Genomic DNA, 15,075 nt, shown 5'->3' with positions numbered 1-15,075 from the left:
AGCTGCGCTTCGGTCACGGGCTGCGCCCTATATAAATAAAGACAAAACCGCCAATTCGAGAGCAAGCTCTCGATCTGGCGGCTTTATCTTTATTTATGCATGTCTTTGCTTTCTAATCACCCGGTACGTACGGGTTCTCAATCTTTCCATCCTTGAGGTCCTGAATGGTCGTTTCTATTGTCGCTTTCATCTCATCCGTAACGCCATCTGTCCATTGGACGTCCAGGACACCATCGGCCCAGCCAAGGGATTTGCCGGTGGCTGTCAGTTTGCCGTCAAGGAAATCTTGAACCGCAACTTTGAAGAGACCCGGGGTGTTGTAAGTGACACTTGAAATAACAGTGCCAGGCGCGACTTCATTTTGAGGTGAGATATAGCCAATCGCTTTGACGCCCTTAGTCTTAGCAGCATCAATAGAGCCAAGGCCAACCTGGTTAGCCGAGCAGAACACGAGGTCCGAGCCCGCTTCGATCATAGCAAGGGCAGTCTCCTTACCCTTTTGGATATCATCCCAAGAGTTGACATAAGTCTTGGTGACTTTGATCGCCGGATCCACTGCAATGGCAGCAGCTTCAAACGCGTCAAGGGTCCCCTCGATTACAGGGAACGGGAATGAGCCAATCGCGCCCATTTGCTTGCTGGTGGTGTTCATAGCTGCGAGGGTTCCGGCAACATAGCCGCCTTCCCACTCACGGATGCCAATGCCGCCAACGTTCGGCTCAACGCCCTCTTCAGAGTTGATGACCATGAAGAACGTGTCCGGATACTGAGGACCAATGGCTTTAGCTGCGTCAAAAAATTGAGTGCCATGCGCGAAGACGAGATCATAGCCTTTTTCGCCGTAATCTCTGAAGGTTGACTCAAAGTCTGCCTGCTGAACGCTCTCAACGTATTCCATAGTCACGCCGAGGTCTTTTTCAACGAGCTTCAGGCCTTCATAAGCTGTCGCGTTCCAACCTTGGTCATTGATCGGTCCCGGTAGAATCAGGACGATTTTTGGAGCCTCTTCTGCCGGTGTTTCCGCGCCAGGTGCTGGTTCTGCCGGCGCTGCTGGTTCAGCCTTCGGAGCGCAGCCTGCGAGGCTGGCCATGACGAGCACTGCGACCATGAGCCAAACCAACCACTTCTTGTTCACCATTGCTTCATTCCCCCTTGAAATTTTTGCGCTTTACGTGCACCCGTAAACACGCTATTTTGCATAGGCTTTTCCCAAAGCCTTTGGTGCCACTGTTTTGCCCACAATCCCCGTCAAAGCCACTACCGTCAGGAGATAAGGGAACATCAGAAGAAACTGGTACGGAATCCCAATGCCGGCCGTTTGAAGCCGGATCTGCAGCGCATCCGCCACGCCAAAAATCAGCGAGGCGATCAGGATGCCTTTGGGGTTCCATCGGCCAAATATCACTGCAGCGACGGCGATAAAGCCGCGTCCGGAAATCATGTTGTCGACGAACATATTGAACTGCCCCAGGGACAGAAACGCACCGCCAAGGCCGGCGAGGGCCCCGCTGGCCAGCACGCAAAGGGTGCGGACGCGGTTGACCGGAATGCCCACGGTGTCCGCGGCGGTTGGATGCTCACCAACAGTGCGAATGCTCAGGCCCCAGGAGGTCTTATAGAGGATGAACCAGGACACCGGCACCAGCAGAAAGGCTATATAGACCAGCGCGGTCTGGGAGAACAGGACCTCCCCCACAAAAGGCAGCGTCGACAGTCCCGGAAGTGACACCGGCGAGAACGCGTTAACCGTGATAGGCGTCGTTGTGATGCCAAACAGAGCCCGGAAGAAAAAGCTGGTCAGGCCCACCGCCAACAAGTTGATGGCAATGCCGCTGACGATCTGGTTGATCTGCACCTTCACCGTGATCAGCGCGAACAGCGCGGCAAGGGCGATCCCGCTCAGCATGGCCACTAAAGCGCCCAGCCACTGGCTGCCGGTAAAATAGGAGCCTACGACGCCCGCAAAAGCGCCGGTGAGCATAATCCCTTCCAGTCCAATATTGACGACCCCGGAACGCTCAGAAAACATACCCCCGAGGGCCGCGAACAGAATGGGGACAGAAAGTCTCAGCGCCGCGGACAGCAAAGCGACAATAAAAGCTGCGTTCATGATGTCATTCATGCGTCGATCCCTCCCTCTTGATGTCCCTGACTCTCTTTGCGCGCTTCGCGTTCTTCGCGTTCTTCGCGTTCCTGGCGCTTGACCTTCAATCTCATTTCAAGCTTTGGCCGCATCATGTTCCCGGCGAGAACCAATATGATGATCAGCGCCTGAATGATGCTGACAATGTTGGCCGGAACACCGACCCCGCGCTGCATGGCGCTGGCGCCGGTCTGCAGCATCCCCAGCAGGATCGAGGACACGAAGACCCCACCCGGGGTCGCGCCGCCGAGCAGCGACGCCGCTATGCCGTCAAATCCCACATTTCGCGAGAAGTTGTCCATCATCCGGTGATGGATGCCGTTGATCTCCGTGAAGCCCGCCACACCTGCCAAAGCCCCGGAAATGACCATGGCCAGGATCATGTTGCGCCGTATGTTGATGCCGGCGTATTCCGCGCCGTCCGGGTTGTAGCCCACCGCCCGCAGCCTGAAGCCCAGCGGAGTCTTCCAGAGGACGACATAGACCAGAATGCTGAGAATAATGGCTACGACGAGACCAATATGCAGCCTCGTATTCTGAATCAGAAATGGAAGGAACGCGTTTTCGCCAATCATGTCCGTCTGCGGGTAAAAGCCTGCTGCTTCCCGGAGGGGCTTATCCACCAAAAAGCTCAGCAGATACACCGCCACATAGTTGAACATGATGGTGACAATGATCTCGCTGGACCCAAACACGCCCTTGAGCACCCCCGGGATGAATCCCCAGATGCCCCCCGCCACAATGGCCGCCGCAAGGCACAGTCCAATCGTCACAAAAGGAGGCAGATGACCCGTCTTCAGTCCCACGAAGACCGCCGCCATGGCGCCCGCGAACATCTGTCCCTCGCCGCCTATGTTGAAGAGTCCCGTCCTGAACGCGAAGGTAAACGCCAGGCCCGTGAGCGCAATTGGCGTCGCCTTGACCAGCACTTCCGCAACGTTATAGGTGTTGCTGAAATTGGAGAAGATCAAATACCAGTACGCCTCCAGCGGGTTGATGCCAATAAACAGCAGCAGCACGCTGCCCAGCACCAGCGCCAACAGGACGGAGACAATAGGCACCAGCAGCGAGTAGACGCTCCACCGCCGCGCGCCCGGTTTCAAAAAGGCGTCTTTAATGCGTTTGTCCAGCGCGCTCATGCGTTCACCTGCTCTTTCGTGGGTTCTGCGTTTTGGGCGGGCACATGACCATCGGCTAAAAACTCACTTGCTTTTGTCCCCTGGCCCGTCCCACGGTTTGCTGCCATGGCCTTCTCATAGGTCATCCCGGCCATCATCAGGCCAATCAGGCTCTCCTCGAAAGCTTCATGCGGTATTTCCCCCATGATCTGCCCCTTGTAAACCACCGCGATCCGGTCCGACAGCTGGTTGATCTCCGACAGCTCCGTCGAGATCAGCAGCACCGCCGTGCCGTTTTCCTTCGCCTTCAAAATCTGCTTATGGATGAATTCCGTGGCGCCAATGTCCACGCCCCGGGTCGGCTGCACCGCGATCAGCAGCTTCGGCCCCTTGTCCACTTCCCGGGCCACGACGATCTTCTGCTGGTTGCCGCCGGACAGCTTGCGTGCCTCGGACTCCCGCCCCGCCGCCGACGTCTTGATGGAGTATTTCTTGATCATGTCGTCCGCGTGGCCGTGAATCTTCCCGAAGTCGAACAGCCCGCCCTTCGTGAATGGCTTCTTATTATAATCCTTAAGGATCAGGTTTTCGCCGATGGTGAAGTCAAGCACCAACCCGCGCTTATGTCGATCCTCCGGTATGTACCCAATGCCTTTGCCGATGATTTCAAGAATCGACTTCCCCGCAATTTCCTCACCGCTGAGGAAGATACGCCCGCTTTTCAATGCACGCAGCCCCACGACAATCTCAGCGAGTTCCTTCTGTCCGTTGCCGTCAACACCCGCGATACCTAGAATCTCCCCTGCGCAGACCGATAGCGAAACGTTTTCCAGAGTGTGATTGCCCATTTCCCCTTCGCAGGTCACATGATCCAGCTCCAGGACCAGCTTGTCCCCGCAGCAGCGGCCTTCCCGGCACGCCGGCGACAGCTCCCGCCCAATCATGAAGCGGGTCAGCTCGTACTCGCTGGAGTCCCTGGTCATGACCGTGTTGGTGACCTTGCCGTCCCTCAGCACCGTCACCCGGTTGGAGACCGACATGACCTCATTCAGTTTATGGGTGATGAGGATGATGGACATGCCCTCGTCCGACATGCGCCGGAGGGTTTTGAACAATTCCTCTGTTTCCTGGGGCGTCAGGACAGCTGTAGGCTCGTCCATGATCAGGAGCTTGGTACCGCGGAACAGCGCCTTGACAATTTCGACGCGCTGCTGCTCCCCTACCGACAGCTCGGACACAAGGGCCCTGGGGTTGATCTCCATGCCGTAGCGCGCCGCAATCTCGAGCACTTCCTTTTCCAGCTGGGCTTCCTTGACCAGAAACCCTTTCTCTTTGCCCATGCCCATGATGATGTTTTCAAGAACTGTATGTACCGGTACCAGCATGAAATGCTGATGTATCATGCCAATCCCCGTCAGGATCGCGTCCCGGGATGAGGCGAAGTGCCTTGTCTGCCCGTCAAACCAGATCTCGCCCTTATCCGGCCTGTATAGTCCGTAGAGCACATTCATTAAAGTCGACTTGCCAGCCCCGTTTTCACCCAAAAGCGCGTGGATTTCACCGGGCAAAACATCAAAATCGACACCCTCATTAGCCGCGAAGGTGCCAAAGTACTTGCTGATGCCTGTCATTCTCAATATTGGATCCATGAAAGTCCCCCTGACACGATTAGGTACCACCCCTGGACGAATTGTCGAAATAGGTTGAAAATTCGTAGAGTTAAGATTCTACAAAACACGAACGTTCGCCTTTGTTACTTTAGCATAAAAACCATTGGTTTAGGACAACAAATAACATTACGTTTTTATGTTTTTTTACTCAAGAAGGAGAGAAACTCAGTGTCAGCGGCTTTGGCCTATCGTCCTCGAGTTTCTGAAAGGGTGTCTGTCGTTAGAGAAACTCGGTGTCAGACACCGAGCTTCCCTCCCTAAAAAAAAGTGCCTGACACCGATTTCCAAAAAGGAAATTGGTGTCAGGCACCTTATTCTCATTTACTTCAGCACAATCCTGTGATAAATCTTCTTGCCCTTGCGGATCATCAGCGCGCCGTCTTCGAAGCGCTCAGCTCCGACGACCAGCTCGTGGCTCTCCACGACTTCGCCGCCAAGAGTGATACCCTTCTGAGCGATCAGTCTTCTGCCCTCGCCCTTGGACGGGATGAGTCCGGCAGCCATGAGCAAATCTATAATGTTCATGCCCTTGCCATCAGCGAAATCAGCGGCCGCCATCTCCGTAGTCGGCATCTCTGCCAGATCCCCGGAATTGCCGAAGAGCGCGCGAGCCGCAGCCAATGCCTTGTCCGCCTCGTCCTTGCCGTGAATGATATTGGTGATCTCGTAAGCCAAAACCTCTTTAGCCTTGTTGATCTCTGAGCCTTCGACCTCAACAAGCGCCTCGATTTCCTCCAGCGACAGGAAGGTGAGGAGTCTGAGGCAGTTCTCGACGTCCGCGTCTTCCACGTTTCTGAAGTACTGGAACAGCTCGTATGGGGACGTCTTCTCCGGATCGATCCAGATGGCGCCCGCTTCGGTTTTGCCCATTTTGCGACCATCGGAAGTCGTCAGCAGTTTAAACGTCAGGCCGAACACCTCGCCCTGATCCGCCTTGCGCACGAGCTCGACGCCCGCCAGGATATTGGACCACTGGTCGTTTCCGCCAAGCTGCATCTTGCAGTTGTAGCGCCTGTAGAGCTCCAGGAAGTCGTAGGCCTGCATAATCATGTAGTTGAACTCCAGGAACGACAAGCCCCGCTCCAGGCGGGACTTGAAGCATTCCGCCGACAGCATGCGGTTGACCGAGAACTTCGAGCCCACATCCCGCAGGAACTCAATGTAGTTCAGGTGGTCCAGCCACTTGGCGTTGTTGTCCATGAAGCCCGTCACGCCGTCAATGGTCAGGTGATTCTGAAGCTGGCGCTTGATCTTGGCAGCGTTCGCGTTGATCGTGTCGTAGACCAGCATCTGCCTCATCTCCGTCTTGCCGGACGGGTCCCCGACCTTGACCGTGCCGTCGCCCACCAGCGCAATTGGTTTGTGGCCGTGGCGCTGCATGTGCATCATGACCATGATCTGGATAAAATGGCCTATGTGCAGGCTGTCCGCCGTTGGGTCGAAGCCGATGTAGAACGTCACCGACTCCTTGCCCAGCAGCTCCCGCAGCTCTTCCTCGTGCGTGGCCTGCTCAATGAAGCCCCGCGCCTTCAGTACATCAAATACGTTTTCCATGTTAATGTGAACCTCCCTCACAAAATTGACTGATTTTATATTTCCATACTTCAAAAACAACAAAAAACCCTCCCGTCCTGGTTAAGGACGAGAGAGCTCGTGGTACCACCTTAATTCATACCATCCTTTTGCCGCCAGGACCTTAAAAATCAAAGCCCCTGCCGATGGTATCTTGAAGGCGTCTTAACGCGCGCCCGCGCAGCCCGGCCCCTGGCTCACCCCTGTTTGACAGCGGCGAAAGAAACCGTTCTGAAGCTCGGAAAACCGTAATTCATCCCATACCTTCGTCAGGCCTCGCACCACCGACCTGCTCTCTGAATCCCGTGTACCGGACTACTTTGTTTCGTCATAGCTCTTTATTCTTTAAAATAACTATGTCCCTATCCTAGCCGTTTTGCAGCCGGCTGTCAAGATGTTACTCATAGTCATCTTCAAGAACAAGGGCCTGACGTGAGAGATGCTCCTCAATTTCGCGGATCAGCTCCTCAGGGATAAACTCGATCAGTACCCGGGTCTCATAGCCCATGGCGGTCTGCCGCACGCTGACGACCTTGGCGACGACGCTGTGCACGTCCTTTTCCAAAATCATTTCAAATCCAATCACAGATCTGGGTTCTGCGCGCCTGGAGAGCACCACAGTCACAAAATTATCAAACAATGACGTCATATCGATATAAACGGGTCGTTCCACATCTGCCATCTGGCCGTTGTAGAAAATCTTCCGCGCGCCGTCACTATAAATTTCAGGAGCCTGGGACTTTTTGCCTTGTAGTGTCATATCAATCCCACCTTTTCTGTCGTTTCTGATATTTATTTACCCAGACGGAGGCGAATCACGCAGAGAAATTTGAAGTCAGGAAGGCGGGACAGCAGGCAAAACCGAGGCCGCCCTCTTCCGACAGTGCTTGAGCCGAATATCTGCGGCGAATGCCTATCACCCCGCCTTCCCCCTCTTTTGAAAAACCCCCGCCGGCACGCGCCTGCGGGGGTTCAAAACATCTTACAGCCAACCCTATGATTTTCGCCCTGCACCGCTGACAGCCCTCAGCAGAATGACCACACCCACAAGGATCAGCACCGCCGGCAACCCGTAGAGCGCTAATACCTCACGGGAGATCCAGTGATTCTCTGCCACAAAGGTCAATGCTGCAATGACCAGCAGAATGGCCCCCACTAAAAGCGCCCAGTGGGCTGTTTTCGGACCGAGGACTGAACTGGCCACATAAATAACCACAAAAGACAGACCAATAAAGACAAGAGGTGCCATGCTTTCGAGTGACCTGGGCAGCAGATTCAGCGACTGCATCAAATCATTGAAGCCCAGGAATAAAAGGATGGAACCCGGAATCAAAAATCCAATGTTGCGGCCGCCATTCTTCTGAACCCCAAAATAGGCGGCCAGAAACAGTCCGCCCAGCACAAACAGCGTCACATCGAAATCAAAGCTGAACACGTTCTTTAAGAGCAGCAGCGCGCCTATGACAATGAACGCCAAGCCCATCCATTTGCCTTTCATGGATCCATGCACCTCACAGTTTTTTCAGGATCGTCCGCATTTTTAAGATCTGCTTATCTTTTCGAAACAAGGCAATTCCGACATAGGCAAACACAAGAAATATGAAGCCTGTCAGGATTCCCACCAGCTCAGGATTCGCCGGCACAAAACCCGCGAACACCTGCATGCCCAGGACTACGCCCAGAATAAAGACTACCAGCGGAAGCGTGTACATAATCATAGTCGATTGGATGATCGCGTGCTCCGGCGCCTCGAGGACTACAAAATCCCCTTGTTTTGCCTGAAGCGCGTTGTCCACCTCTACCACCAGAGGCGGTGTACTGCATCCGCCTGCGCAGGTCGCGCATTTGTCTCCGCAGCTCGACATGCGCGCTATTTCTATGATAGCCTTACTCCCCCGGAGTCCGACAACAAGTCCGTTTTTTTCCATTTTTAAAGCCTCCTGATTCAGGTTGATGTTTAGGAACCCCCTGTGTACGGGGTCCTATTTAAATTATACCCCTTTTCAGGAAAAAGTGTGACTTTTTTTGAGAGCGATTCTCAAATTGCCCTCACTTTTCACTCACCAGCAAACGATACAGCCTTTGTCTCAGTGCATTAAGCGTCGGATCAAACATGGATCTGCCAACCTTGGCCAGAGGGACTTCAAGCACCTCCACAATCCGCAGCGGCGGCCCGCTGACCACCACAACAGTGTCCGCCGTCAGGAGCGCCTCGTCTAGATCATGGGTGACTAAAACTGCTGTCACCTCTGACTGTGACATAATGATCCCGAAGTCCTCCATCAGCTCAAGCTTAAGCTCCAGGTCGAGACCTTTAAAAGGTTCATCAAGCAGCATCAGACGCCGGCCGGTCGCCAGCGCCCGCGCCAGATCAATCCGGCTCGCCTGGCCGCCGCTGAGGGCGTTTGGCAGACGCCGCCTGAGAGACGTCAGGCGCGTCAGCGTCAGACTCTCGTCGATCGCTTGCTCTCGCTGCTCCGCTGTCCAGTCCTCCGGCAAAGCAAAGGCAACGTTCTCCTCCACATTCAGCCAGGGGATGACTCGGTGATCCTGGAAGACAAAGGCCGGCCCTGTTTCAGGAAGACCGCGAAGGACGCCTTGATCCGGGAGGTCTATCCCCCCCAGCAGCCTCAACAGAGTGGTCTTCCCACTTCCCGATGGCCCCAGGAGCGCGGTGACCCGCCCCGTCTTAATCTCAAGAGAAAACTCATTCAGGATGACGGTTCCGCCCTTTTTCTTCGACAACGCTTCAGCTTGAATCATGCCGTTTCCCTCCTCTTACGCAGACGATTCAGGAATACCTTCAACCAAACCTCAAACAGCAGGCTCAGGATTAAAATCACAAAGGTCCAGGCATAAGCCTCTTCTGTGTCCAAGTATAGCTTGCTGACATAGAGCCGGTAACCAATGGCATAACGGGGACTAGTCAGGACCTCTGCCGCCACGGTGACCTTGAAGCCAAGACCCAGGCACGTAAAGAGTGCCGCGCTCAGATAAGGCCAGACCGACCGCAGGTAGAGCTGCTTCCATACCCTGGCACGCCTGACGCCATACAGCGTCGCCATCTCCACCAATCGCTCATCCACTGCCCTAAGCCCCTGCAGTACGTTGCCCCAAACCACCGGGAGGCACATTAAAATTGAAATTAGAATTGGAACATAATTCGAGTCCACCCACAGCGTGGCCAGGACTATAAAAGACACCACCGGCGCGCTCCTAATCGCCAGCATGGCAGGCGCGATCAGCCTTCGCAGTACCGGCGACACAAAGGAAACGCCCCCCAGGATTACCCCAAGGCCAACCGCCAGAACCAGACTCATCACCACGCGATAGACTGACCACAGAACCGCCAGCAGGAAATCCTGCTCAAAAATCAGCGTAGAAAGCCTGGCAAACACGCTCAGTGGCGAAGGCAGAATCAGCGACGACCCCACGAGCCGGTACCCCGCGTGCCAGAGCAGCATCCAGAAGACAGCTACTCCAATTCCCCCCGCGATCCGGCTTAGACTTTTGCCGGTCGCCACTTTATTTCACCGTTGAAAGATCAGCAGGCGCGAACAACGCATCATCCGGCATAGCCCCGCCGATGGTCTTAGGATCATAAGCCATCATAATCTCAAAGAACGACATCAGGAACGTCTTCGAATCCTCTGCGTTGATAAAGACGATATTGGACATTGGAATAGCCTTCTCTGCGATGGCTGCCTTAGGCAGAATCCCGAACTGCTCTACCAGCAGCGACGCCGCCTTAGGGTCCGCGTTGACCTGCTCCACAGAAGCCGCGTAGTCCGTCAAAAAGCGCTGCACTGCCTCAGGATGCGCTTCCAGATAGTCCGTTCTCACGATCATACCGCCGGTAGGAAGAACCGCGTCCTTACCTTCCACTTCTGCCCAGGCCGCCGTTAAGTCTATAGCAATCTTAATATTTTCGTTGGCCATCATGGATGTCGTCACGAAAGGCTGCGGCAGCACCGCAATATCAACTTTACCCGCTGTCAGCATTGATGCCAGGTCCGCATGCTGAAGCGAAAAGTCAAGTGTGACATCCTTTTCCGGATCAATGCCGTTTTCGGTGAGCAGGTGTCTGAAAATAAACTCCGCTGTAGTCCCAAGACCGCTGATGCCGATGGTCTTGCCCCTCAGCGCCTCAAAGCTGTCAATCGACGGATCGGTGGTCAGCACGTAGTTGACGCCCAGGGTGTTCGTAGCAATATAGCGCACGCCGCCTTCCGTCTTTTTATAGAGGGACGCCGCGAGGTTTGTCGGCACTGCCGCCATGTCGACCTCTCCGCTGACAATTTTTCCAACGAGTTCATCCGGCGCGCCAAATAAGCTGAACTCATAAGGTCTGGCCTCATCCGGCCCGCCCATGAGGTAAACGAGACCCATACCTGTTGGGCCTTTCAGTGCCGCTACCTTGATTGGCGTTTCAATGGCTGCCGGTTCTGCAGGCGCAGGTGCCGGAGCCGCCTCAGGAGTTTCAGCCTTAGGGGCGCAGCCCGCCAAGAGGCCCAGCGTCAGAGATAATACCAACAAAAGAGCAAAAAAACTGCGAGTTCCTTTAACCTGTTTGTGAATGGATTTGAATGTCATAATGCACCGCCTTATCGTATTTGCCCCAAAGGGCCTTTCTTACAGAAAAAACGCCGCGCAGGCACGTGCAGGGCGTTTGTCTGGCAGAAGCAGCTTGAGTTTGGTTCGCTTTTATTCGACCGGCTTCAGGTAAAAGGCCGCCAGGACCCCCGGTCCGGTATGAGCGCCTATAACCGCGCCGACCTCACCAATGATAAAGGACTCCGCGCCGTAGGCTTCCCGGATCAGCTCCTGCAGCTTGTGGGCCGCTTCCAGGTCGTCACCGTGATAAATGAACACCGTCTGCCCTTTGAGATTGCCGTCCGTCCGCTCGCCCATCAGCTCGGAAATCCGTTTGATGGATTTCAGGCGGCCGCGGGTCTTCTCGAGAGGCGTCAGCTTGCCCTCTGCTACTGTCAGGATTGGCTTTATGTTCAGAAGCCCGCCTATGAGGGCGGATGAACGTGACAATCGGCCTCCCCTGAAGAGATATTCCAGGTCGTCCACCGTAAACAGGTGCTCGCTGCGCGGAATCAGGGACTGGGCATAGGCAAGGAGCCCTTCGAAATCAGTGCCCGCCTTGGCGCGCTTCGCGACTTCATAGACGATCAGGCCAAAAGCCCCCGACGCCGCCTGGGTATCCAGAATCTCGATTCTCGCCTTGCCACCCTCCTCCTTGTAGAGGTCCCGGGCGATCAGGCCGGAGTTGTAGGTGCCGGACAGACCGGAGGAGAACGCCAGATACAGGACTTCATCCTCGTCCGAAAAGGATTTAAAGATCTCCAGGAAGGATTCCGGTGTCGCTTGGGAGGTCTTGAAGCTCTGGCCCCCGCGCATGCGGTCGTAAACCGTTTTAGGCTGAATGTCCACCGCGTCCCGGTACTGGTGCTCGTCATCATGGACGAGGAGCGGCGCGACGCTGAGATTATATTCCGCGATCAGGTCATAGGACAGGTCGGAAGCGCTGTCCGTTACGAGTCGAATCATGTGATCGTCTCCTTTCAAAAATAAGTTTTTGCCGATGGTCACCCACCCACACCCTTCAGGCAGAGGTTCAATTCTCTCGGCTTCAAGTCTTTATAAAACCATCATCACCTACCATGTTAACCATTTGTCAGGTTTTTTTCAATATCCGACAGGCAGGTTTCAAGGATTAAGTTTTTGAAGCGCTCTGCTTTGGGTAAGAATTACCAAAACACTAAAGGAGGCAACAGCATGATGAACTCCGTAAAATATAGCGTACTAACGGACAAAACACCGGCGCAGGCCATTGAGGCCCTCAAGGCGGAGCTCGCCAAGCAAAGCTTTGGGGTGCTTTGGGAGCTGGACTTCAAAGAAAAATTGAAAGAAAAAGGCATCGAAGCGGACATTGAGTTCCATCTTCTCGAGGTCTGCAATCCTTCTAAGGCAAAAGTGGCACTTGAAGAAGACATTGAAACCGGCTATTTCCTGCCTTGCCGCGCAGTGGTCTATGTCAAGGAGGGCAAGACCCGGATGGGGCTCCTCAAACCGACGGTTCTTCTGATGGAAGCCGCCAGCCCCGCTTTGATGGCTGTAGCCCACGAAGTTGAAGCGGTACTTGAGGACGCTTTGGTGAAGGCAAGATAAAAAAATTAAAATATTTTATAATAAACCGTTGACACTTCGCCCATTATGCTTTAACATTAGTTTTGTTCTGATTTGCGGGCGAGAGTGGCGAAACTGGCAGACGCACTATCTTGAGGGGGTAGCGGGCTAATGCTCGTGCGGGTTCAAATCCCGCCTCTCGCACCAAACTGAGAAAATGGAAAAGCGATCCTGAGGGATCGCTTTTTTATTTTGAAGATTGCGAATGTTACAAAATCATTACCGTCCCCAAGTTGAAAGTTGTCCGCGTCACCAACCTGAAGCTTTGTCCTGATTGCTTAAAAATGTGAAATCTTCGGTCAAAAAACAACGAAAAATGTGTTTTGAATGCGGTGATTTATATAGAAAAATGTGTTTTTTTTGATTAAAAAAACTCGAAAAATGTGGAAAGCTTGTTATATCAATGGATTCACCAGCCCTCCGAACTTCACTTCCGAACAAGTATGATTACCCCTCACAAAACACGAAAGAGGCGCCCGCGGGCGCCTCTTTTCCTTTTGATTTTTTCAGTTTTCCTAAAGCGCCGCACTCTCCGCTGCCAGAATCAGACTTGAGTCGCTTTCGCCGAGACCTAGTCTTCGGAGCTGCCAGTAGATTCCTTTTTGCTCCAGGAGCTCATCTTCGGTGCCCTCTTCTGCGATTTTGCCCTGATCCAGGACAATGATCCGGTCAGAGCTGCGGAGGGTCGATAGACGGTGGGCTATGATGATGGCGGTGCGACCATCGGCTAAAGCTTCTAAGGAGCGCTGGACAATGGCTTCGTTCTCATTATCCAGGGCGCTGGTGGCCTCGTCGAGGATCAGAATCTCGGGATTCTTCAGGAAAAGGCGGGCAATGGAGAGGCGCTGCTTCTGGCCGCCGGAGAGCATGATGCCGCGCTCGCCCACAATGGTCTCGTAGCCCTTGTCCAGGGAGAGGATGAAGTTGTGGATGTTGGCGCGCCTGGCGGCCTCGAAGACCTCGTCGTCGGTGGCGTTCGGGCGGCCGTAGAGGATGTTCTCCTTGATGGTGCCATAGAAGATCAGGACGTCCTGGCTGACTATGCCAATCTTGTCCCTCAAAGCGCTGAGCTTGATTTTTCTGATGTCCTTGCCGTCCAGGCGGATGGCGCCTTCCTGGATCTCATAAAACCTGGGAACGAGTTGGGCGATGGTCGTCTTGCCCACCCCCGAAGCCCCCACAATGGCCACTTTCTCGCCGGGCTTGATCTTCAGGGTGAACGCCTTCAGGACGTCGCTATCCTCCTGGTTATAGCGGAAGGAGACGTTGTCAAATTCGATCTCGCCTTTGATGTCGTCAAGGTCTACGGCGTCAGGCGCATCGACGATCTCGGGGTCGGTGTCCATGATTTCCGCGAAGCGCTCAAGACCCGAAAGGCCAAGCTGCAGCTGCTGGGTGAATTCCATCAGGCGGCGGACCGGCTTGAGCATGAAGCTGACGTAGAGGATGTAGGCCAGCAGGTCCCCCAGGTTGATCCAGCTCATGAAGACGAAGTATCCGCCCACAGCGATCACAGCCAGGTTGAGGAGATCGGTGAGAAAGCCGTTGACCATCATGAAGATGCTCATTTGGAAGAAGGATTGACCTTTGGACTCGTAGTACTGGCGGTTGTAGTATTCAAACCGGTCCTGCTCGTAGCCTTCGTTGGAGAAAGCTTTGGCCAGGCGGATGCCGGTGACGCTGTTCTCAAGCTTGGAGTTGAGGTCGGCGTGCCGGGCCTTTTGGGCGCGGAAGGCCTTCAGCATGGCGACGCGGCGCCAGAGGGTGAAGATGATGAGGATCGCAATGAAAGAGAAGACGATCAGAGTCAGAGGTACGTTGATGGTCAGCAGGATGAAAAAGCTGCCCAGCAGCATGACGGCGGAGATGAAGAGATCCTCCGGGCCGTGATGGGCCAGCTCCGCGACCTCGAACAGGTCGCCGGTGAAGCGGTTCATGATCTGGCCGGTCCGGTTCTTGTCGAAGAACTTGTGGTGGAGCTTCTGCATGTGGGTGAAGAGGTCCCGCTTCATGTCGACCTCGATTCTGGCGCCCATGATGTGGCCCCAGTAGCCCACGACATAGGAGCTGAACATCCGGATTACGAAGAGGCCCAGGGCGATCAGCGAGTAGTTGATCAGCATAGCCAGGTTTTGATTGGGAATGAAGTCGTTGACGATCTGACGGGACAAGACCGGGAACACCAGGTCAATGGCCGCGATCAGAAACGCGAAGACCATGTCGAGTACGAATAAGTGAAGGTGCGGCCGGAAGTATCCGGCAAACCGTTTGATCATATAGGAATCTCCTTTTATTACAAATTCATTACCGTCCCCAAATTGGTTTTTGTCCGCGTCACCAAGTTGAAAGCCGTCCGCGTCACCAAAGCGAAAAT

General features: G+C 54.4%; 14 protein-coding genes and 1 tRNA gene. 2 read left to right on the top strand and 13 right to left on the bottom strand.

The features are described 5' to 3' along the window. Nucleotides 1-112 precede the first annotated feature (112 nt). From OEL90_RS04595 to OEL90_RS04540, 12 genes are all read right to left on the bottom strand, one after another. A complete protein-coding gene (locus OEL90_RS04595) occupies nucleotides 113-1,138 on the bottom strand; it encodes a BMP family protein (RefSeq protein ID WP_291399666.1) in 1,026 nt (341 codons plus the stop codon). Between the two features lie 51 nt (nucleotides 1,139-1,189). After that, complete coding sequence (locus tag OEL90_RS04590) at nucleotides 1,190-2,122, bottom strand: ABC transporter permease (protein WP_291399664.1); 933 nt, start codon at nucleotides 2,120-2,122, stop codon at nucleotides 1,190-1,192. Continuing rightward, the gene (locus tag OEL90_RS04585) at nucleotides 2,119-3,282 is read right to left on the bottom strand and encodes an ABC transporter permease (RefSeq protein WP_300687297.1); all 1,164 of its coding nucleotides are present in this window, start codon (nucleotides 3,280-3,282) and stop codon (nucleotides 2,119-2,121) included. Before OEL90_RS04585 ends, OEL90_RS04590 begins: the two co-directional genes overlap by 4 nt. After that, nucleotides 3,279-4,910: an ABC transporter ATP-binding protein gene (locus OEL90_RS04580; RefSeq protein WP_291399661.1), complete on the bottom strand. Its 1,632-nt coding sequence runs from the start codon at nucleotides 4,908-4,910 to the stop codon at nucleotides 3,279-3,281. The genes OEL90_RS04585 and OEL90_RS04580 overlap by 4 nt, the downstream gene beginning before the upstream one ends. Before the next feature lie 342 nt (nucleotides 4,911-5,252). Next, nucleotides 5,253-6,485, bottom strand: coding sequence for a tyrosine--tRNA ligase (gene tyrS, locus OEL90_RS04575; protein WP_300687295.1), 1,233 nt, complete (start codon nucleotides 6,483-6,485; stop codon nucleotides 5,253-5,255). Nucleotides 6,486-6,900: 415 nt separating this feature from the next. Next, on the bottom strand, nucleotides 6,901-7,263 hold the full coding sequence (locus OEL90_RS04570; RefSeq protein WP_291399656.1) for a hypothetical protein: 363 nt from the start codon (nucleotides 7,261-7,263) through the stop codon (nucleotides 6,901-6,903). A 234-nt stretch (nucleotides 7,264-7,497) separates the two neighbouring features. Beyond that, on the bottom strand, nucleotides 7,498-8,001 hold the full coding sequence (locus tag OEL90_RS04565; protein WP_300687294.1) for a hypothetical protein: 504 nt from the start codon (nucleotides 7,999-8,001) through the stop codon (nucleotides 7,498-7,500). A gap of 13 nt (nucleotides 8,002-8,014) precedes the next feature. Then, the gene (locus OEL90_RS04560; RefSeq protein WP_291399652.1) at nucleotides 8,015-8,431 is read right to left on the bottom strand and encodes a SoxR reducing system RseC family protein; all 417 of its coding nucleotides are present in this window, start codon (nucleotides 8,429-8,431) and stop codon (nucleotides 8,015-8,017) included. Nucleotides 8,432-8,552: 121 nt separating this feature from the next. Beyond that, a complete protein-coding gene (locus tag OEL90_RS04555) occupies nucleotides 8,553-9,266 on the bottom strand; it encodes an ABC transporter ATP-binding protein (protein ID WP_300687293.1) in 714 nt (237 codons plus the stop codon). Further along, nucleotides 9,263-10,027, bottom strand: coding sequence for an ABC transporter permease (locus tag OEL90_RS04550; RefSeq protein ID WP_300687291.1), 765 nt, complete (start codon nucleotides 10,025-10,027; stop codon nucleotides 9,263-9,265). Before OEL90_RS04550 ends, OEL90_RS04555 begins: the two co-directional genes overlap by 4 nt. Nucleotide 10,028: 1 nt before the next feature. Further along, a complete protein-coding gene (locus OEL90_RS04545; RefSeq protein WP_300687289.1) occupies nucleotides 10,029-11,096 on the bottom strand; it encodes an ABC transporter substrate-binding protein in 1,068 nt (355 codons plus the stop codon). A 111-nt stretch (nucleotides 11,097-11,207) separates the two neighbouring features. Then, nucleotides 11,208-12,062, bottom strand: coding sequence for a DegV family protein (locus tag OEL90_RS04540; RefSeq protein WP_300687287.1), 855 nt, complete (start codon nucleotides 12,060-12,062; stop codon nucleotides 11,208-11,210). 228 nt (nucleotides 12,063-12,290) lie between these two features. On the opposite strand from OEL90_RS04540, the gene OEL90_RS04535 reads away from it, so the two are divergent. Then, nucleotides 12,291-12,683, top strand: a complete 393-nt coding sequence (locus OEL90_RS04535) for a DUF302 domain-containing protein (RefSeq protein ID WP_291399642.1) — start codon at nucleotides 12,291-12,293, stop codon at nucleotides 12,681-12,683. 78 nt (nucleotides 12,684-12,761) lie between these two features. Continuing rightward, nucleotides 12,762-12,848, top strand: a tRNA-Leu gene (locus OEL90_RS04530). 368 nt (nucleotides 12,849-13,216) lie between these two features. Here the strand turns inward: OEL90_RS04530 and OEL90_RS04525 are convergent. Continuing rightward, complete coding sequence (locus tag OEL90_RS04525; protein ID WP_300687285.1) at nucleotides 13,217-14,977, bottom strand: ABC transporter ATP-binding protein; 1,761 nt, start codon at nucleotides 14,975-14,977, stop codon at nucleotides 13,217-13,219. Nucleotides 14,978-15,075: the final 98 nt, after the last annotated feature.

It is taken from the genome of Acidaminobacter sp., from assembly GCF_030247605.1.
GTDB lineage: Bacteria > Bacillota > Clostridia > Peptostreptococcales > Acidaminobacteraceae > Acidaminobacter.
This window is presented reverse-complemented; position numbering and strand designations above follow the sequence as displayed.